The following is a 21,022-nucleotide window of genomic DNA, read 5'->3' as shown; positions in this document are numbered from 1 at the left end:
GGCAAACATTTGCCTTGATCTTCGAGCGGCGACCGACGAGGTCACGGTGGCTTGGGGGGTGGCTGTGGCTTGGCGCAGGTCGGCACTCAAAGAGTCCGACGCTTTGGCGCGAACGCACAGCGCCCGCATGCGCACACACGCCGTCCAGACGTGACAAAGCCACCTGCTGTGGTTTGCACCTTTCAGCGAGTGGCACCTTGTATGGGAGTGAGTGGGTATTCATCAAATCTCTACCGATTTATGGAAACCCAACCCAAACTCAAAAAAGTGATCGGATTCATTTCGACGATCTTTTTTGGCATTTGTATCAACTTTGCTTGAGGTTATTGTCAAAAGTGACATTACAAAATACCCAATTGGGGTAATCAATGCACTTTTTTGGCGAATTTTTTTCAGCTTGCTGACGAAACCCGATAGACCTTGTTTCGGCGCATGCCAAGGCCTGGAATTAATTGATAAATTCAACATAATCATTGCTTTGGGCATGATTTTTGAACTGCAGGGCTGTTGTTGCAGGTCCTTGCGCGGCGCGGCCGCCGACTTGCTGGTGTCTCGCAGATCGGTCGCTTGAGCGCCGAGGTTTCGGGCTTGGGCGCAGGCCCATGTCGGGGTCTTCGACCGCCGACCTACAACAAAAGCAGCCCCGTAGGTCGGTACTCGCAGAGTCCGACACTTGCCCATTCCACCACCATCGCCCGTCATCTTCGTTTGAGCTTTGCATGCAAACGTCGGGGTCTTCGACCACCGACCTACGCATACATGTCCCTCGTAGGTCGGTAGCTTCAGCTCCGACATTGCAGGCTCCGGCACATGCCCCCGTCGTGGCCGAAGCCGCCGACCCACCCATACATGTCCCTCGTAGGTCGGTAGCTTCAGCTCCGACATTGCGGGCTCCGGCGCAGGCCCCCGTCGTGGCCGAAGCCGCCGACCCGCCCATACATGTCCCTCGTAGGTCGGTAGCTTCAGCTCCGACATTGCGGGCTCCGGCGCAGGCCCCCGTCGTGGCCGAAGCCGCCGACCCGCCCATACATGTCCCTCGTAGGTCGGTACTCGCAGAGTCCGACACTTGCCCGTTCCACCACCATCGCCCGTCATCTTCGTTTGAGCTTTGCATGCAAACGTCGGGGTCTTCGACCACCGACCTACGCATACCGTGCCTTCGTAGGTCGGTAGCTTCAGCTCCGACATTGCGGGCTCCGGCGCAGGCCCCCGTCGTGGCCGAAGCCGCCGACCCACCCATACATGTCCCTCGTAGGTCGGTAGCTTCAGCTCCGACATTGCAGGCTCCGGCACAGGCCCCCGTCGTGGCCGAAGCCGCCGACCCACCCATACATGTCCCTCGTAGGTCGGTAGCTTCAGCTCCGACGTTGCAGGCTCCGGCACAGGCACCTGTCGGGGCTGAAGCCGGTGACCTGTCAAGGCGGGTGACCATGGGGCGGGCTCCGGGGGGTTTACACGGCGGTGACGAGCAGGGCCTGTTCGATCAACAGCTGCGCAGCGGCGCTGTTGTGGTTGTAGGCCACATAGGTTTGACCGTGGTTGACCACGGGGGTGGTCGATGCGGTCCACTGCGTCAGATCGGACAGGACGACTTGGTCGCCCTGGTTGCCGCTGATCATGAGCTGGGCTTTGGCTTCGTGGGCGGCCAGGCCGGTGCAGTTGCTGCTGTTGTAGACGTCGTGAGCGCCGAAGTGGTTCTGCATGACGTTCAGGCTCAGGTTCAGCAGGTTGTTGCCGGTGCCTGTCAGGTCGATTTCTTCGATGCCTTGCAGAGCCTGGCCATCGGTGGGGCTGAAGCTCAGGGTCTGGTTGCTGCCGGTCAGGGCCAGGGTGTCGATGCCGGTGGTGCTGTCGCTGTGGAAGACGGCTGCGGTGATGTCGGACATGCCGCCGAAGACGACGTAGCTTTGCACCTGCGGGGCAGCCATGCTGTTGGCGCTGACGTTGGACATCAGGTCGTTGAGGCTGTCGCCATTGAGCTCGCCTGCGCTGGTGCCCTCGGGGGCGTAGCTGAAGACGCCACTGGTGGCGGCAAAGCTGACGGGGTCGCAGGGGCATTCAAGGCCCAGGGACAGCGCGTTGTTGGCGTCTGCGCCGTCCTTGTTGAGGTTGCCTGCGGCGTCTGCAAATTTGTCGCTGGCCACGTAGATGGCCGCGCTGTAGGTGTTGGGCGTTGGCGTGAAGGTCGCGCTGTAGCTGGTGCCGCTGCCCTGGAAGTTGCTCAGGGTGCCGCCCATGACGGTGATGTCACCCAGGCCAAAGGTGGTGCTGGCTTCACTGAGGGTGAAGTAGACGGTGGGGGTCTGGCCCAAAAGCACCATATCGGTGTTGCAAGTGATGGCGATGGTGGGCGCGGTGTTGTCGCTGCCACCGGTGCCTGTGCCGCCTGTTCCCGTGCCACCCGTGCCACCCGTGCCTGTGCTCAGGCTCAGTGAGAGGGTGTTGTTGGCTTCGGCACCGTCCATGTTCATGTTGCCAGCGGCATCGGTGAAGCTGCCATTGGCCACAAACACGGCCGCGCTGGTGGCTCCCGGGGTGGGCGTGAAGGTGGCGGTGTAGCTGTTGCCCCAGCCCTGGAAGTTGGACAGCGTGCCGCCCACGACGGTGACGCTGCTGGCGTTGAAGGTGTTGCTGGGCTCGCTCAGCTGGAAGCCGATGACGGCCGTCTGGCCGCTGGTCAGCTGGCTTTGGCTGCTGAAAATGGTGACGGTGGGTGGCAGGATGTCGGTCGTGCCACCTGTGCCGCCTGTGCCGCCGCTGCTGATGTTCAGCGCCAGCGCGTTGTTGCCGCTGGGGCTGTCGATGTTGGTGTTGCCTGCGGCGTCGGTGAAGCTCCCGCTGGCCACATAGACCGCTGCGCTGGTGGCACCTGCGGTGGGCGTGAAGGTGGCGGTGTAGCTGCTGCCCGAGCCCTGGAAGTTGCTGAGCGTGCCACCGACCACGCTGATGTCGCCCAGGCCAAAGGTGTTGCTGGACTCAGACAGGGTGAAGCTGAGGGTGGTGCTTTGGCCGGGTGTCAGGTTGCTTTGGCTGCTGCTGACGGTCACGGTGGGCGCGGTTGTGTCGACCGGGGTGCCGGTGCCGCCTGTGCCCGTGCCGCCTGTGCCCGTGCCGCCGCTGGCAGGCAGGATGCTCAGGGACAGGGCGTTGTTGGCGTCGGCACCGTCGGTGTTGGCGTTGCCTGCGGCGTCGGTGAAGCTGTTGCTGCTCACCAACAAGGCGGCGCTGGTGGCGCCTGCGCTGGGGGTGAAGGTGGCGCTGTAGCTGGTACCGGAGCCGGTGAAATTGCTGAGCGTGCCGCCGACCACGCTGATGTCGCCCAGGCCAAAGGTGGTGCTGGCTTCACTGAGCGTGAAGGTGACGGTGGTGCTTTGGCCCGCCGTGAGCTGGCTGGTGCTGGCACTGATGGCGATGCTGGGCGGGGTGGTGTCGACCGGGGTCGGGTTGAGCACGCTGGTGCCGATGCTCAAAGAGACAGCGTTGTTGGCCTCGGCACCGTCCATATTGGCGTTGCCTGCGGCGTCGGTGAAGCTGTTGCTGGCCACCATGATGGCGGCGCTGCTGGCACCCGCCGTGGGGGTGAAGGTGGCGCTGTAATTGGTGCCGCTGCCCGTGAAATTGCTGAGCGTGCCGCCAATGACGGTGATGTCGCCCAGATTGAAGTTGCTGCTGGCCTCGCTCAGGGTGAAGCTGATGGTGGCCGTCTCGCCCGGGGCCAGGCCGATTTTGTTGGTGTTGACGCTCACCGTGGGGGGTGTGGTGTCGGTGCTGCCGGTGCCCGTGCCCGTGCCCGTGCCGCCTGTACCGGTGCCGCCGGTGCCGCCGGTGCCTGTGCCACCTGTGCCGCTCCCTCCGGTGCCGGGGTTGGTGCCAGCCAGGCTCAGACTCACGGCATTGTTGGCTTCAGCGCCGTCGGCGTTGAAGTTGCCTGCTGCGTCGCTGAAGCGGTTGCTGGACACCAGCACTGCGGCGCCCGTGGCCCCAGGGGTGGGGGTGAAAGTGGCGCTGTAGGTGGTGCCGCTGCCCGTGAAATTGCTGAGCGTGCCGCCGATGACGGTGACATCGCCCAGGCCAAAGTTGCTGCTGGCTTCGCTGAGGGTGAAGCTGATGGTGGCGGTTTCGCCGCTGGCCAGATTGACCTTGTTGCTGCTGACCACGACGGTCGGAGGCACGGTGTCGCTGCTGCCCGTGCCTGTACCGCCGGTGCCGCCAGTGCTGCCGGTTCCGCCCGTGCTGCCTGTGCCACTCGTATCGCCGGTCCCGCCAGTGCCGCCCGTGCTGCCCGTGCCGCCAGTGCTGCCGGTTCCGCCTGTGCCCGTGCCGGGGTCAACGCTGACCATGCTCAGGGCCACGGTGTTGTTGGACTCGCTGCCGTCGGCATTGGTGTTGCCAGCGCCATCGCTGAAGCGGCCACTGGACACCAGCACGGCTGCGCCGGTGGCACCTGCGGTGGGGGTGAAGGTGGCGCTGTAGGTGGTGCCGCTGCCGGTGAAATTGCTGAGGGTGCCACCGATGACGGTGACATCGCCCAGGTTGAAGTCGGTGCTGGTCTCGCTGAGGGTGAAGCTGATGGTGGCGGTTTCGCCGATGGCGAGGTTGCCTTTGTTGCTGCTGATGGCCACTGTGGGCGGGTTGATGTCCACGGGGGTGCCGGAGCCGCCTGTACCTGTGCCACCTGTGCCTGTACCTGTGCCACCTGTGCCTGTGCCTGTGCCTGTGCCTGTGCCACCTGTGCCACCCGTGCCTGCGCTGCTGATGTTCAGCGCCAGTGTGTTGTTGGGCTCGGCACCGTCGGCGTTGTTGTTGCCTGCGGCGTCGGTGAAGCTGCCGCTGCTGACCAGCACCACGCCGCTGGTGGCGCCTGCGGTGGGGGTGAAGGTGGCGGTGTAGCTGGTGCCCGAGCCCTGGAAGTTGCTGAGCGTGCCGCCGACCACGGTGATGTCACCCAAGCCAAAGCTGGTGCTGGGCTCGCTCAAGGTGAAGCTGATGGTGGAGGTCTGGCCGGGGCTCAGGTTGGTCTGGTTGCTGGTGATGGCAATGGTGGGTGGCAGGGTGTCGGGCGTCGTGCCTGTGCCGCCCGTGCCCGTGCCTGTGGGGGCCGCGATGCTCAGGGCCACGGCGTTGTTGGGCTCAGCGCCGTCGCCGTTGGTGTTGCCTGCGGCGTCGCTGAAGGTGTTGCTGGCCACCACGATGGCCGCGCCGGTGGCGCCTGCGGTGGGGGTGAAGGTGGCGGTGTAGCTGGTGCCGCTGCCGGTGAAGTTGCTGAGGGTGCCGCCGACCACGGTGATGTCACCCAAGCCGAAGCTGGTGCTGGGCTCACTGAGCGTGAAGCTGATGGTGGCCGTTTGGCCTGCACTCAGGCTGGTCTGGTTGCTGGTGACCGCGATGGTGGGGGGCACCGTGTCGAGGTTGGCCGCGTTGGGGTTGGCGACGTTTTCGCCAATGCTCAGGGTGACGGCGTTGTTGGGTTCGGCACCGTCGGTGTTGAAGTTGCCCGAGGTGTCGCTGAAGCGGTTGCTGGCCACCATGATGGCGGCGCTGGTGGCACCCGCGTTGGGGGTGAAGGTGGCCACATAACTGGTGCCCGAGCCCCGGAAGTTGCTGAGCGTGCCGCCAATCACAGTGACATCGCCCAGGCCGAAATTGCTGCTGGGCTCGCTGAGGGTGAAGCTGACGGTGGCGGTGTCGCCAGCGGCCACGCCGTCTTTGTCGCAGGTGACGGCGATCGTGGGTGGGGTGGTGTCGGTGCTGCCGGTGGTGGTGCCACCTGTTCCACCTGTTCCACCTGTTCCGGTGCCACCGGTGCCCGTGCCGCCGGGGTTCACAGGCGTGCTGGGGTTGGTGCCGCCCAGGCTGAGGCTGACGGCGTTGTTGGGCTCGGCCCCGTCGAGGTTGAGGTTGCCTGTGGCGTCGCTGAAGCGGTTGCTGGCCACCACAATGGCGCCGCCGGTGGCACCTGCGGTGGGCGTGAAGGTGGCGGTGTAGCTGGTGCCACTGCCGATGAAGTTGCTGAGCGTGCCGCCGACCACGGTGACATCCGCCAAGTTGAAGTCGGTGCTGGGCTCACTCAAGGTGAAGCTGACGGTGGCCGTTTCGCCCGGGGCGAGGTTGGCCTTGTTGCTGGTGACGGCAATGGTGGGGGGCACGGGATCTGTGCCGCCTGTGCCGGGGTTGGTGCCACCCGTTCCTCCAGTGCCTGTACCGCCCGTACCGCCCGTTCCTGTGCCACCGGTGCCGGGGTCCACGGCGCTCAGGCTCAGGGCCACGGCGTTGTTGGGTTCGGTGCCGTCGGCGTTGAAGTTGCCCGCAGCGTCGCTGAAGCGGCCGCTGGAGACGAGCACGGCCGCGCCACTGGCGCCCGCTGTGGGCGTGAAGGTGGCGGTGTAGCTGGTGCCGCTGCCGGTGAAGTTGCTGAGCGTGCCGCCAATGACGGTGACGTCCGCCAGGTTGAAGTCGGTGCTGGGCTCACTCAAGGTGAAGCTGATGGTGGCGGTTTCGCCCGTGGCCAGCTTGTCTTTGTTGCTGGTGACGGCAATCGTGGGGGGGTTGATGTCCACGGGGGTGCCGGTGCCACCGTTGTCACCCGTGCCTGTACCTGTGCCACCGGTGCCCCCTGTGCCGCCCGTGCCTGCGCTGCTGATGTTCAGCGCCAGCGTGTTGTTGGGCTCGCTGCCGTCGGTGTTGAAGTTGTTGGATGCGTCGCTGAAGGTGCCGCTGCTGACCAGCACCGCGCCGCTGGTGGCGCCGGTGTTGGGGGTGAAGGTGGCGGTGTAGCTGGTGCCTGAGCCCTGGAAGTTGCTCAAAGTGCCGCCGACCACGGTGACATCGCTCAGGCCAAAGTTGCTGCTGGGCTCGCTGAGCGTGAAGCTGATGGTGGCTGTTTGGCCGGGCGTCAGGTTGGTCTGGTTGCTGGTGACGGCGATGGTGGGCGGCAGGGTGTCGGGCGGTGGCGTGGTGCCACCTGTGCCCGTACCGCCTGTGCCCGTGCCAGTGCCGCCCGTGCCTGTGCCGGTGCCGGTGCCGATGCCGGTGGGTGCCGTGATGTTCAGGGCCACGGCGTTGTTGGGCTCAGCCCCGTCGCCGTTGGTGTTGCCTGCGGCGTCGCTGAAGGTGTTGCTGGCCACCATGATGGCCGCGCCGCTGGCACCCGCTGTGGGCGTGAAGGTGGCGGTGTAGCTGGTGCCCGAGCCCTGGAAGTTGCTGAGCGTGCCGCCGATGACGGTGACGTCGCCCAGGGCAAAGCTGCTGCTGGGCTCACTCAGGGTGAAGCTGATGGTGGCGGTGTCGCCGCTGGCCAGCGTGCTTTTGTTGCTGGTGACCGCGATGGTGGGCGGTGCGAGGTCGAGGTTGGCCGCCGCCGGGTTGACGATGGTGCTGCCGATGCTCAGGGCCACGGCGTTGTTGGGTTCGGAGCCGTCGGCGTTGAAGTTGCCCGAGACGTCGCTGAAGCGGCCGCTGGCCACGCTGACGGTGCCGCTGGCCGCGCCTGCGGTCGGGGTGAAGGTGGCGATGTAGCTGGTGCCCGAGCCCTGGAAGTTGCTGAGGGTGCCGCCCGTGACGGTGATGTCGCCGGGTCCAAAGTTGCTGCTGGGCTCGCTGAGCGTGAAGCTGATGGTGGCAGTGTCGCCTGCGGCCACGCCGGTTTTGTCGCTGGTGATGGCAATCGTCGGCGCGGTGGTGTCGGTGCTGCCGGTGGTGGTGCCCGTGCCTGTACCTGTGCCACCGGGGTTCACTGGCGTGCTGGGGTTGGTGCCGCCCAGGCTCAGGCTGACGGCGTTGTTGGGTTCGGCCCCGTCGGCGTTGAAGTTGCCTGCGGCGTCGCTGAAGCGGCTGCTGGCCACGACGATGACCCCGCCGGTGGCGCCTGCAGTGGGCGTGAAAGTGGCGGTGTAGCTGGTGCCACTGCCCTGGAAGTTGCTGAGCGTGCCACCGACGACGGTGACGTCCGCCAGGCTGAAGTCGGTGCTGATTTCACTCAGGGTGAAGCTGATGGTGGCGGTCTCGCCGGGGGCGAGGTTGGCCTTGTTGCTGGTGACGGCTACCGTCGGGGCGACGGTGTCGGCCGGGGGCGTGGTGCCGCCGGTGCCGCCCGTGCCACCGGGGTTTGTGGGCGTGCCGCCCGTGCCGCCTGGGTTCGTGCCGGTGTCTGTGCCCGTGCCACCCGGGGGCGTGGCCAGGCTCATGCTCAGGGCGACGGCGTTGTTGGGTTCGGCCCCGTCGGCGTTGAAGTTGCCTGCCGCGTCGCTGAAGCGGCCGCTGGAGACCAGCACGGCTGCGCCTGTAGCGCCTGCTGTGGGGGTGAAGGTGGCGGTGTAGCTGGTGCCGCTGCCCTGGAAGTTGCTGAGCGTGCCGCCCAGCACGGTGACGTCAGCCAGGCTGAAGTCACTGCTGGTGTCGCTGAGCGTGAAGCTGATGGTGGCGGTTTCGCCCGTGGCCAGTTGGCTCTTGCTGCTGGTGATGGCGATGGTGGGCGGGGTGTTGTCGGCGGGGGGCGTGGTGGTGCCGCCCGTGCCTGTGCCACCCGTGACCGGTAGGTTGACCGCGCCCAGGCTCAGGGCCACGGCGTTGTTGGCTTCGCCGCCGTCGGCGTTGAAGTTGCCTGCGGCGTCGCTGAAGGTGTTGCTGGCCACCACGATGGCGGCGCTGGTGGCACCCGCCGTGGGGGTGAAGGTGGCGGTGTAGTTGCTGCCGCTGCCCTGGAAGTTGCTCAGGGTGCCGCCCACGACCAGCACGTCGTTCAGGGCAAAGTTGTTGCTGGGCTCGCTCAAGGCGAAGCTGATGGTGGCGGTTTCGCCGCTGGCCAGGTTGACCTTGTTGCTGCTGACGATGATGGTGGGGGCCACGGTGTCGCCGGGCGGGGTGGTGGTGCCGCCCGTTCCGGTGCTGGTGCCTGTACCCGTGCCCGTGGGGGCCGGGGCGTTGATGCCCAGGGCCACGGCGTTGTTGGGCTCTGCGCCGTCGCCGTTGGTGTTGCCTGCGGCGTCGCTGAAGGCGTTGCTGGCGACCATGATGGCCGCGCCGGTGACGCCTGCGTTGGGGGTGAAGGTGGCGGTGTAGCTGGTGCCAGAGCCCTGGAAGTTGCTCAGGCTGCCACCGATGACTGTCACATCAGACAGCGCAAAGTTGCTGCTGACTTCGGACAGGTTGAAGCTGATGGTGGCGGTTTCGTTGCTGCTGAGCGTGTTTTTGTTGCTGCTGACGATGACCGTGGGCGGCGTGGTGTCGGCGGGGTTGGGGGTGCTCAGGCCGGTGGTGCCTGCGGGCAGGCCCAGGCTGATGGAGACGCCGTTGTTGGGCTCGGCACCGTCTTTGTTGGTGTTGCCTGCAGCATCGGTGAAGCGGTCGCTGTCCACCAAAATCAGGCCGCTGACAGCGCCAGCGTTGGGCGTGAAGGTGGCGATGTAGCTGGTGCCACTGCCCTGGAAGTTGGAGAGCGTGCCGCCAATGACGTTGACGTCGGCCAGACCAAAGTTGCTGCTGGCCTCGCTCAAGCTGAAGCTGATGGTGGCTGTGTCGCCGGTGACCAGGCCGGTTTTGTTGCTGCTGACGATCACGGTGGGTGGCGTGGCGTCGGGGTTGGGGCCAGCGGCTGCGCCGCCGATGCTCAGGGCCACGGCGTTGTTGGCATCGAGGCCGTCGGCGTTGTTGTTGCCTGCGGCGTCACTGAACACGCCGCTGGACACCAAAATCGCCCCGCTGCTGGCACCCGGCGTGGGGGTGAAGGTGGCGGTGTAGCTGGTGCCTGAGCCGGTGAAGTTGGACAGGGTGCCACCCACGACGGTGATGTCGCCCAGGCCGAAGTTGCTGCTGGTCTCGCTCAGGCCAAAGCTGATGGTGGCGGTTTCGCCCTGCGCCAGATTGGTTTTGCTGGCGCTCACGATGACGGTGGGCGGTGTGGTGTCTGTGGGCGGCGGCGTGCCGCCACCCGAGGTGGCCTGGCCCAAGGTCAGGGCCACGCTGTTGTTGGGTTCTGCGCCGTCGTTGTTGTTGTTGCCTGCGGCGTCGCTGAAGGTGTTGCTGGCCACTTGCACGGTGGCCGTGGTGGCACCTGCTGTGGGGGTGAAGGTGGCGCTGTAGCTGGCACCGCTGCCAATGAAGTTGCTGAGCGTGCCGCCTGTGACGGAGACATCACCCAGGGCAAAGTTGCTGCTGGCTTCACTGAGGTTGAAGCTGATGGTGGCGGTGTCGCCGCTGGCGAGCTGGCTCCTGTTGCTGGTGACAATCACCGTGGGCGGTGTGGTGTCGGCAGGCGGGGTGACGGTGCCGCCCGTGCCGCCGGAGGTGGTGGGCGCTGTCATGCTCAGCGAGACGGTGTTGTTGGGTTCCTGGCCGTCCTGGTTGTTGTTGCCTGCGGCGTCGCTGAAGGTGTTGCTGGCCACCACGATGGCGGCGCTGGCCGCACCTGCGGTGGGCGTGAAGGTGGCGCTGTAGCTGGTGCCGGAGCCGGTGAAGTTGCTCAAAGTGCCGCCCACCACGGTGACGTCACCCAAGTTGAAGTCGGTGCTGGGCTCACTCAGGCTGAAGCTGATGGTGGCGGTTTCGCCGGTGGTGAGCGCCGTTTTGTTGCTGCTGACGATGACGGTGGGCGGCGAGGTGTCACCTGCTGGGCCGGGCGCGGCAGGTGTGCCGATGCTCAGGGCGACGCTGTTGTTGGCTTCGCTGCCGTCGGTGTTGAAGTTGCCTGCGGCGTCGCTGAAGGTGTTGCTGGCCACCACGATGGCAGCTGCTGCGGCCCCTGCTGCGGGGGTGAAGGTGGCGGTGTAGTTGCTGCCACTGCCCTGGAAATTGCTCAGGGTGCCACCAATCACCGTCACGTCGTTGACGGCGAAGTTGAGGCTGGGCTCGCTCAAGGAAAAGCTGATGGTGGCGGTCTCGCCCGTGGCCAGCGTGGTTTTGTTGCTGCTGACGACGACGGAGGGCGGCACGGTGTCGCCGGGCGGGGTGGTGGTGCCGCCCGTTCCGGTGCCCGTGCCCGTGGGGGCCGGGGCGGTGATGCCCAAGGCCACGGCGTTGTTGGGTTCCTGGCCGTCACCGTTGGTGTTGCCTGCGGCGTCGCTGAAGGTGTTGCTGGCCACCACAATGGCACCGCTGACCGAGCCTGCGTTGGGTGTGAAGGTGGCGGTGTAGCTGGTGCCAGAGCCCTGGAAGTTGCTCAAGCTGCCACCGATGACCGTCACATCTGACAGCCCAAAGTTGCTGCTGGGCTCGGTGAGGTTGAAGCTGATGGTGGCCGTCTCGCCCGAGGTCAGCGCGATTTTGTTGCTGCTGACGATGATGGTGGGTGGGGCGGTGTCAGCCGGGTTGGGGGTGCTCAGGCCGGTGGTGCCTGCGGGCAGGCCCAGGCTGATGGAGACGCCGTTGTTGGGCTCGGCACCGTCTTTGTTGGTGTTGCCTGCGGCATCGGTGAAACGGTCGCTGTCCACCAAAATCAGGCCGCTGACAGCGCCAGCGTTGGGCGTGAAGGTGGCGATGTAGCTGGTGCCACTGCCCTGGAAGTTGGACAGCGTGCCACCAATGACGTTGATGTCGGCCAGGCCAAAGTTGCTGCTGGCCTCGCTCAAGCTGAAGCTGATGGTGGCGGTGTCGCCGGTGACCAGGCCGGTTTTGTTGCTGCTGACGATCACGGTGGGTGGTGTGGCGTCGGGGTTGGGGCCAGCGGCTGCGCCGCCGATGCTCAGGGCCACGGCGTTGTTGGCATCGAGGCCGTCGGCGTTGTTGTTGCCTGCGGCGTCACTGAACACGCCGCTGGAGACCAAAATCGCCCCGCTGCTGGCACCGGGCGTGGGGGTGAAGGTGGCGGTGTAGCTGGTGCCTGAGCCTGTGAAGTTGCTCAAAGTGCCACCCACGACGGTGATGTCGCCCAGGCCGAAGTTGCTGCTGGTCTCGCTCAGGCCAAAGCTGATGGTGGCGGTTTCGCCCTGCGCCAGATTGGTTTTGCTGGCGCTCACGATGACGGTGGGCGGTGTGGTGTCGGTGGGTGGGGGCGTGCCGCCACCCGAGGTGGCCTGGCCCAAGGTCAGGGCCACGCTGTTGTTGGGTTCTGCGCCGTCGTTGTTGTTGTTGCCTGCGGCGTCGCTGAAGGTGTTGCTGGCCACTTGCACGGTGGCCGTGGTGGCACCCGCTGTGGGGGTGAAGGTGGCGCTGTAGCTAGCCCCGCTGCCAATGAAGTTGCTCAGCGTGCCGCCGGTCACGGTGACATCACCCAGGGCAAAGTTGCTGCTGGCTTCACTGAGGTTGAAGCTGATGGTGGCGGTGTCGCCGCTGGCGAGCTGGCTGCGGTTGCTGGTGACGATGACCGTGGGCGGTGTGGTGTCGGCAGGCGGGGTGACGGTGCCGCCCGTTCCACCTGTGCCGCCGGGGGTGGTGGGCGCTGTCATGCTCAGCGAGACGGTGTTGTTGGGCTCCTGGCCGTCCTGGTTGTTGTTGCCTGCGGCGTCGCTGAAGGTGTTGCTGGCCACCACGATGGCGGCGCTGGCCGCACCTGCGGTGGGCGTGAAGGTGGCGCTGTAGCTGGTGCCGGAGCCGGTGAAGTTGCTCAAAGTGCCACCCACCACGGTGACGTCACCGACGTTGAAGTCGGTGCTGGGCTCACTCAGGCTGAAGCTGATGGTGGCGGTTTCGCCGGTGGTGAGCGCCGTTTTGTTGCTGCTGACGATGACGGTGGGCGGCAGCACGTCGGCCGGGGGCGTGGTGCCGCCCGTGCCTGTGCCTGCGGGGGGCGCACTGCCGATGCTCAGCGAGACGGCGTTGTTGGGTTCGGTGCCGTCCTGGTTGAAGTTTTTGGCGGCGTCGCTGAAGGTGTTGCTGGCCACCACGATGGCAGCGCTGGCCGCACCGGCGTTGGGTGTGAAGGTGGCGGTGTAGCTGGTGCCATTGCCCTGAAAGTTGGAGAGGCTGCCGCCCACGACCAGCACATCTCCCACGGTGAAGTCGGTGCTGGGTTCGGACAGGTTGAAGCTGATGGTGGCGGTTTCGCCCGTGGCCAGCGTGGTTTTGTTGCTGCTGACGATGACGGTGGGCGGCGCGGTGTCGCCAGGCGGGGTGGTGGTGCCCGCGCCCGTTCCGGTGCCAGTGCCCGTGCCTGCGGGAGGTGCTGCCGTGATGCTCAGGGCCACGGTGTTGTTGGGTTCCTGGCCGTCGCCGTTGGTGTTGCCTGCGGCGTCGCTGAAGGTGCTGCTGGCCACCACGATGGCACCGCTGACCGAGCCTGCGGTGGGCGTGAAGGTGGCGGTGTAGCTGGTGCCCGAGCCGGTGAAGTTGCTGAGCGTGCCGCCCACGACGGTGACATCCGACAGGGCAAAGTTGCTGCTGGGCTCGCTCAAGGAAAAGCTGATGGTGGCGGTCTCACCCGAAGTCAGCGAGGTTTTGTTGCTGCTGACGATGACAGTGGGCGGGCCGGTGTCGGCCGGGTTGGGCGTGCTCAGGCCGCTGGTGCCTGCGGGCAGGCCCAGGCTCAGGGTGACGCCGTTGTTGGGCTCGGCCCCGTCTTTGTTGTTGTTGCCTGCGGCATCGGTGAAGCGGTCGCTGTCGACCAGGATCAGGCCGCTGGAGGAGCCCACGTTGGGCGTGAAGGTGGCGATGTAACTGGTGCCCGAGCCCTGGAAGTTGCTCAAGGTGCCGCCAATGACGTTGATGTCGGACAGGCCAAAGTTGCTGCTGGCTTCGGAGAGCGAGAAGCTGATGGTGGCGGTCTCGCCCGCGGTCAGGCCCAATTTGTTGCTGCTGACGATGACGGTGGGCGGCGTGGTGTCGGGGTTGGGGCCTGCAGCTGCGCCGCCGATGCTCAGGGCCACGGCGTTGTTGGGTTCCTGGCCGTCGGCGTTGAAGTTGCCGGCCGCATCGCGGAAGGTGGTGCTGGAGACCATGACGGCACCGCTGCTGGCCCCGCTGGTGGGGGTGAAGGTGGCGGTGTAGCTGGTGCCCGAGCCGGTGAAGTTGCTGAGCGTGCCGCCGACCACGGTGACGTCGCTCAAGGCAAAGTCGGTGCTGGTTTCAGACAGGTTGAAGCTGATGGTGGCGGTTTCGCCCAGGGCCAGGTTGTTTTTACTGGCGCTGACGATCACGGTGGGCAGGACGGTGTCGGTGGGCGGTGGGGGCGTGACGCTGCCGCCACCCGTGGGGGGCGTGCCGATGCTCAGCGAGACGGTGTTGTTGGTTTCAGCACCGTCGGCGTTGAAGTTGCCGGCCGCGTCTGAAAACGCGCCGCTGGCCACCACGATGGCGGCGCTGTTGGCCCCGCTGCTCGGGGTGAAGGTGGCGCTGTAGCTGGTGCCGGAGCCGGTGAAGTTGCTCAAAGTGCCGCCCACCAGGGTGACGTCGCCGATGTTGAAGTCACTGCTGGCCTCGCTCAGGGCAAAGCTGATGGTGGCGGTTTCGCCGGTGGCCAGGGTGTTTTTGTTGCTGCTAACGATGACGGTGGGCGGTGCAGTGTCACCTGCCGGGCCGGGCGCTGCGGGCGCGCCAATGCTCAGGGCCACGGCGTTGTTGGCTTCGCCGCCGTCTTGGTTGAATTTGGCGGCGGCGTCGCTGAAGGTGTTGCTGGCCACCACGATGGCGGCCGCTGTGGCCCCGGGGTTGGGGGTGAAGGTGGCGGTGTAGTTGCTGCCTATGCCCTGGAAGTTGCTGAGCGTGCCGCCGATGACGGTGACGTCGTTCACAGCAAAGTTGAGGCTGGGCTCGCTCAAGGAAAAGCTGATGGTGGCGGTTTCGCCCGTGGCCAGCGCGGTTTTGTTGCTGCTGACGACGATGGTGGGCGGCGTGATGTCGGCACCGGGCGTGGTGCCCCCACCCGTACCACCCGATGCGGGCAGCGCGATGCTCAGAGCCACGGCGTTGTTGGGTTCGCCGCCGTCGCCGTTGGTGTTGCCTGCCGCGTCGCTGAAGGTGTTGCTGGCCACCACGATGGCACCGCTGGTGGAGCCGCTGGTTGGCGTGAAGGTGGCGCTGTAGCTGGACCCCGAGCCGATGAAGTTGCTCAGCTGCCCGCCCACGACGGTGACATCAGACAGGGCAAAGTTGGTGCTGGCTTCACTCAGGTTGAAGCTGATGGTTGCCGTCTCGCCGCTGGCCAGGTTCGCCTTGTTGCTGGTGACGATGATGCTGGGCGGCGTGGTGTCGGCCAGGTTGGGCGTGGTGGTGCCGCCTGTGCCTGCGGGCAGGCCCAGGCTCAAGGTGACGCCGTTGTTGGGCTCGGCCCCGTCTTTGTTGGCGTTGCCTGCGGTGTCGGTGAAGCGGTCGCTGTCGACCAAGATCTGGCCGCTGCTGGCGCCCGCTGTGGGCGTGAAGGTGGCGATGTAGCTGGTGCCCGAGCCCTGGAAGTTGCTCAAGGTGCCGCCAATCACGTTGACGTCGGCCAGGCCAAAGTTGCTGCTGGATTCGGACAGGGTGAAGCTGATGGTGGCCGTCTCACCTGCGGACAAACCGGTTTTGTTGCTGGCCACGATGATGGTGGGCGGCGTGCTGTCGGGGTTGGGGCCTGCGGCGGCACCGCCGATGCTCAGGGCCACAGCGTTGTTGGGTTCCTGGCCGTCGGCGTTGAAGTTCTCGCTGAAGTCCTTGAAACTGAAGCTGGGCACCAGGATGGCGGCAGCCGTTGCGCCGTTGGTGGGCGTGAAGGTGGCGGTGTAGCTGGTGCCTGTGCCCTGGAAGTTGGACAGCGTGCCGCCGATCACGGTGACATCACCCAAGACAAAGTTGGGGCTGGGCTCGCTCAGGGTGAAGCTGATGAGCGCGGTTTCGCCCGTGGCCAGATTGGTTTTGTTGCTGCTGACAACGATGGTGGGCGGGATGATGTCGTTGTTGTTGTTTCTGTTGTCAGGAAAGATGAACTCTTGGACGCTCAGTGAGACGGTGTTGTTGGGTTCCTGGCCGTCGGTGTTGAAGTTTTTGGCCGCGTCGCTGAAGGTGTTGCTGGCGACCACGATGGCACCGCTGCTGACATCTGCATTGGGCGTGAAGATGGCGCTGTAGCTGGTGCCCGAGCCCGTGAAATTGCTCAGTGTGCCGCCGATCACGGTCACGTCGGCCAGCGAAAAATCGGTGCTGGCTTCGCTCAAGGTGAATGTTATGACTGCGGTGTCAGCGGGGGTCAGCTCGGTTTTGTCCGTGGCCACGATGATGGTGGGGGGCACGGTGTCGGCTGTGGCGGTGCCGCCGCCACTTGTGGCGTTGCCCAGGCTGAGCGATACGGTGTTGTTGGATTCCTGGCCATCGGCGTTGAAGTTTTTGGCCGCATCGCTGAAGGTGTTGCTGGCCACCACGATGGCGCCGCTGGTGGCACCCGCTGTGGGGGTGAAGGTGGCGGTGTAGCTGGTGCCGCTGCCGCTGAAGTTGCTCAATGTGCCGCCGACCACGGTGACGTCGCCCACGGCAAAGTCGGTGCTGGGCTCGCTCAGGGTGAAGGTGATGCTGGCGGTGTCGCCGGTGGCCAGCTGGGTCTTGTTGCTGGCGACGATGACGGTGGGGGGCACGGTGTCGGGTGTGCCCGTGCTTGTGCCCCTGCCGATGCTCAGGGAGACGGTGTTGTTGATGTCCTGGCCGTCGGCGTTGAAGTTTTTGGCCGCGTCGCTGAAGGTGTTGCTGGCCACCACGATGGCCGCGCTGACTGCACCTGCCGAAGGCGTGAAGGTGGCGGTGTAGCTGGTGCCACTGCCTGTGAAGTTGCTCAATGTGCCGCCGACCACGGTGACATCACCCACGGCAAAGTCAGTGCTGGCTTCACTCAGGGTGAAGGTGATGGTGGCGGTTTCGCCAGTGGCCAGGTCGGTTTTGTTGCTGCTGACGATGACGGTGGGGGGTGTGGTGTCGTCCGTTCCACCCGTTCCGCTTCTGGTTCCGCCCAGGCTCAGTGAGACGGTGTTGTTGGGTTCCTGGCCGTCGGCGTTGAAGTTTTTGGCGGCATCGCTGAAAGTGTTGCTGGCCACCACGATGGCCCCACTGGTGGCACCTGCTGTGGGCGTGAAGGTGGCCACATAGCTGGTGCCGGTGCCTTTGAAATCGGACAGTGTGCCGCCCACCACGGTGACATCAGCCAGGCTGAAGTCGGTGCTGGGCTCGCTCAGGGTGAAGCTGATGAGCGCGGTGTCGCCCGTGGCCAGCTGGCTTTTGTCGGTGCTGACGATGATGGTTGGGGGGGCGGTGTCGCCACCTGTTCCTCCGCTACCACCGCCTCCGTTATCACCCGGTTCGCTGTCAATGCTTTCGTCAGCGCCCAGGCTGAGCGCGACGGCGTTGTTGGTGTCCGAGCCGTCTTTGTTGGCATTGCCTGCTGCATCCGTGAAGCGGTCACTGGCCACGACCACCGCGCCGCCTTTGGCATTGGCAGCGGGCGTGAAGGTGGCGGTGTAGCGCGTGCCGCTGCCTTGGAAGTTGCTCAAGGTGCCACCCACGGCAGTGACGTCGGCAAGGCCAAAGTTGCTGCTGGCCTCGCTCAGGTCAAAGGTGATGGTGGCAGTGTCACCCGTGGCCAGCTGGCTTTTGTTGCTGGTGACGATGACGGTCGGGGGCACTTTGTCACCGGGGTTGCCGATGACGGGGTCGCCAATTTTGAGTGCGACGGTGTTGTTGGCTTCGGCCCCGTCGTCGTTGGTGACGCCTGCGGCGTTGCGGAAGGTGCCGCTGCCCACCAGGATGGCGGCGCTGGTGGCCCCTGCTGCGGGTGTGAAAGTGGCGGTGTAAGTGGTACCCGAGCCGGTGAAGTTGCTCAGCGTGCCGCCCACCACGGTGACATCGCCAGCGGCAAAGTCGGTGCTGGCTTCACTGAGCTTGAAGGTGATGGTGGCAGTCTGCCCGGCGGCCAGTTGTTCTTTGTCGCTGGTGACGATGATGCTAGGTGCAGCGCCCGGCACGGGCGGCGGCGGCGTTGTGGGTGTGCTGGGGCCGGGATCGCTATTTTTAGCGAGTGCGGCAACGGCCCCCAGTCCCAACAACGGTAACAAGGGGCTCCAGCCTGGGCCTCCTGGAAGCGCACCTGTTGGGTCCACGGGCAATGTGCCCGGTAATCCACCAGCTAAGGTGCCAGGGCTTGCACCCGGCATCGCATTGCCAGGTGAAGGCATGCCAAAGGGGATGACCTCTGCTTGGCCCAAGGCCACGTTGACGGCTTGTGCACCGTCGCTGAGCACGGCCACCAGGCCCATGGTTTTGGGGTCTTCGGGAATGTAGGGGTAGTACTTGCCGTTTTCGGCCCGGCCAATCAGGCCTACGTGGCCGGGGGGCATGACCTCGTAGTAATTCTCAAGAATCAGTGAGGCTTCGTTTTCACCGGGAAAGATGACCAGCAGATTTTTGCCAGAGCGGCGTACTTTGACGTAGTCGGGGCCGACAGGTTTGTCGCGCTGCAGGTCTTCCAGCACGTATTTGACGCCTGCCACCGCTTTGATGCGTATGGGCTGCCCTCGCGCGCCCAGATCCTGCTCGATGAGGACATCCTTGGCAGCGTCTTTGCCGTTTTGGGCGATGACTTTGTATTGCTTGGCCATAGTTATGCTTTGCTGTCTTCAGCACCACCGTCCTGTGCCAGGCACAGGGCTGTGATTGGATGGTCAGGCGCTTGGGCGCCCATGCAGTGACCGGGTGCCGATGCGCCTTGAAACATCTGCACCAACGCAACAACCCGCTCATGCGGGCGTTGGCTCAGATGGGGGGCGATGAGGGTCACCATGTTCTTGTCATCACTGGTTGAGGTTGCGTTTGATGCCCGTGACTTGCACAACCACGCGCCGATTAGGCAGGTTGCAGCGAATGCTTTCTGGGGTATCTATGGGGGAGCAGTTCGTGACAATCGGTTCACGGTCGCCTCGCCCTTCGGTGGTGATGCGCACACCGGGCAGTGACCTTCGTTCGATGTATTGCTTGACCGTGCGCGCACGGTTGATGCCCAGCATTTCATTGGCATCTTTTTTGCCCAAGGGGTCTGCATGCCCAATCAGGTGCATGTGTTCCAAATCCAAAAAGTCGCGCTGGATTTTGTCGACCATGTCATTGATGGACCTCACGCCTTGTTCGGTCATGGCCGCCGGGTCAGAGCGGTCAAAGGCAAACAAGGTGTGCGCACCCAGCGTGATTTCTTCGGTGACGCGTTGACGCTGCGGCGAGTTGTCAATGCGGCACTCCTGCGCTATGCGGGAGACGGTGTGAATTTGCTCCAGCGCAGCGCTGTTTTCCTGCTGCGCTCTGACAGCGGGTATGGGCTGCATGACCGGGCGTCCGTTGACGTCCTGCACTTTGAAATAGTGGGTGGTGCCGCCCTCCAATCTCGTGACTGTGATGGCATCGACCAGGTCTTTGGGACGGTTGGCGGCATCCATTTGGCGTGCGCCTATTTCTATGTTGCCCACGCGGTAGCACAAAGCGCTCCAGGCACCGCGCACCAGTGATGCGTGGTAACGGTCATCAATGAAAATGCTGGTGGCACCGGGCAAGCGGTTGTCATTGGTTCGGTAAACAATGATGCGTGCCTGATCCCTTGCCACTGGCGCAGGCGCACGAAAGGCCTGACCCAGCACATCAATTTGCGCCGTCACTCCTGCATGCTTGGCCTCTACACTCACAGGGTGTGCAGGTTGTGATTTGAGCTGCACAGGAGCCAGCAACAGACACAGCGCTGCCCACACCGACAATTCAGTGAGCAAAGCTTGGCTCCAATTTTTCAGCAGTTTTTTTGTTTTCACTGACATCTCCAATGTTTGCGGTGCCGTACACCACAAAAACATCAATCGCTCACAATATTTAGGTCTTGTGTTTTTTGTTGAATAAAGCAATTTGATTCTGAAGATACTGAGAATTTCATGACGTCATAACCCCCAATTGGGGTATGCCCATGACTTTTTTGACACTTTTGACAGGTTTTTTTGCGGTTTGATCAAAAAACCACAAAATGTCAGCTCAAGGCGTGTCTACAGGCGTCACAAAGCAGGGTTTTGTGACTGCTTTTGAGAGCGCCAAAGGGGTTTTTGACACCGTGCCCACAAACAGTGTCATGAATATCAAGGTCTTGCATCCGCTAGTTCGCGTGACCTCTCGCAGCAGGGTACGACCGCAAAGGGCTTGCGGATCAGGCACATATGTGTCGAGCTTTGGGCGGGTATTGGTTCGTGAAGGGGCTGGGTGTTTTCAGCAGCCGCGATCGGATGAGATGGGTCTTATTGGTCCGGCAGGCTCAAGTTTTGAATTGCTCAAAGATGGTGCAGGTCGGCGGTCGAAGACACCGACAGGGGCCTGTGCCGAACCCACAATGTCGGACTCTGCGAGTGCCGACCTACAAGATGGCGGTGTTTGGTAGGTCGGTGGTCGAAGACCCCGACAAGGGGCCTGTGCCGAACCCACGTTGTCGGACTCTGCGAGTGCCGACCTACAAGGTGGCGGTGATTGGTAGGTCGGTGGTCGAAGACCCCGACAGGGGCCTGTGCCGAACCCACCATGTCGGACTCTGCGAGTACCGACCTACAAGGTGGCGGTGATTGGTAGGTCGGTGGTCGAAGACCCCGACAGGGGCCTGTGCCGAACCCACCATGTCGGACTCTGCGAGTGCCGACCTACAAGATGGCGGTGATTGGTAGGTCGGCGGTCGAAGACCCCGACAGGGGCTTGTGCCCAACCCACATTGTCGGACTCTGCGAGTACCGACCTACGAGATAGCGGTGATTGGTAGGTCGGCGGTCGAAGACCCCGACAGGGGCCTGTGCCGAACCCACATTGCCGGACTCTGCGAGTGCCGACCTACAAGATGGCGGTGATTGGTAGGTCGGTGGTCGAAGACCCCGACAGGGGCCTGTGCTGAACCCACCATGTCGGACTCTGCGAGTACCGACCTACAAGATGGCGGTGATTGGTAGGTCGGTGGTCGAAGACCCCGACAAGGGGCTTGTGCCGAACCCACCATGTCGGACTCTGCGAGTGCCGACCTACGGGATGGCGGTGATTTGTAGGTCGGCGGTCGAAGACCCCGACAGGGGCTTGTGCCCAACCCACAATGTCGGACTCTGCGAGTGCCGACCTACGGGATGGCGGTGATTGGTAGGTC

The 21,022-nt window shown here is 64.4% G+C and carries 4 protein-coding genes; all 4 read right to left on the bottom strand.

Going from position 1 to position 21,022, the window contains the following annotated elements:
- Positions 1 to 222: 222 nt before the first annotated feature.
- The 4 genes from H663_RS41415 to H663_RS39330 all read right to left on the bottom strand — a co-directional run bounded on the left by H663_RS41415 (position 223) and on the right by H663_RS39330 (position 19,670).
- A complete protein-coding gene (locus H663_RS41415; protein WP_165803962.1) occupies positions 223 to 795 on the bottom strand; it encodes a hypothetical protein in 573 nt (190 codons plus the stop codon).
- A gap of 656 nt (positions 796 to 1,451) precedes the next feature.
- On the bottom strand, positions 1,452 to 18,479 hold the full coding sequence (locus H663_RS42430) for an Ig-like domain-containing protein (RefSeq protein ID WP_116695936.1): 17,028 nt from the start codon (positions 18,477 to 18,479) through the stop codon (positions 1,452 to 1,454).
- 2 nt (positions 18,480 to 18,481) lie between these two features.
- Positions 18,482 to 18,661: a hypothetical protein gene (locus H663_RS39335; protein ID WP_053173021.1), complete on the bottom strand. Its 180-nt coding sequence runs from the start codon at positions 18,659 to 18,661 to the stop codon at positions 18,482 to 18,484.
- Between the two features lie 10 nt (positions 18,662 to 18,671).
- Complete coding sequence (locus H663_RS39330; protein WP_165803961.1) at positions 18,672 to 19,670, bottom strand: OmpA family protein; 999 nt, start codon at positions 19,668 to 19,670, stop codon at positions 18,672 to 18,674.
- Between the last annotated feature and the right edge of the window lie 1,352 nt (positions 19,671 to 21,022).

Origin of the sequence: Limnohabitans planktonicus II-D5 (assembly GCF_001270065.2) — a bacterium.
Taxonomy (GTDB): Bacteria; Pseudomonadota; Gammaproteobacteria; order Burkholderiales; family Burkholderiaceae_C; genus Limnohabitans_A; species Limnohabitans_A planktonicus.
This window is presented reverse-complemented; position numbering and strand designations above follow the sequence as displayed.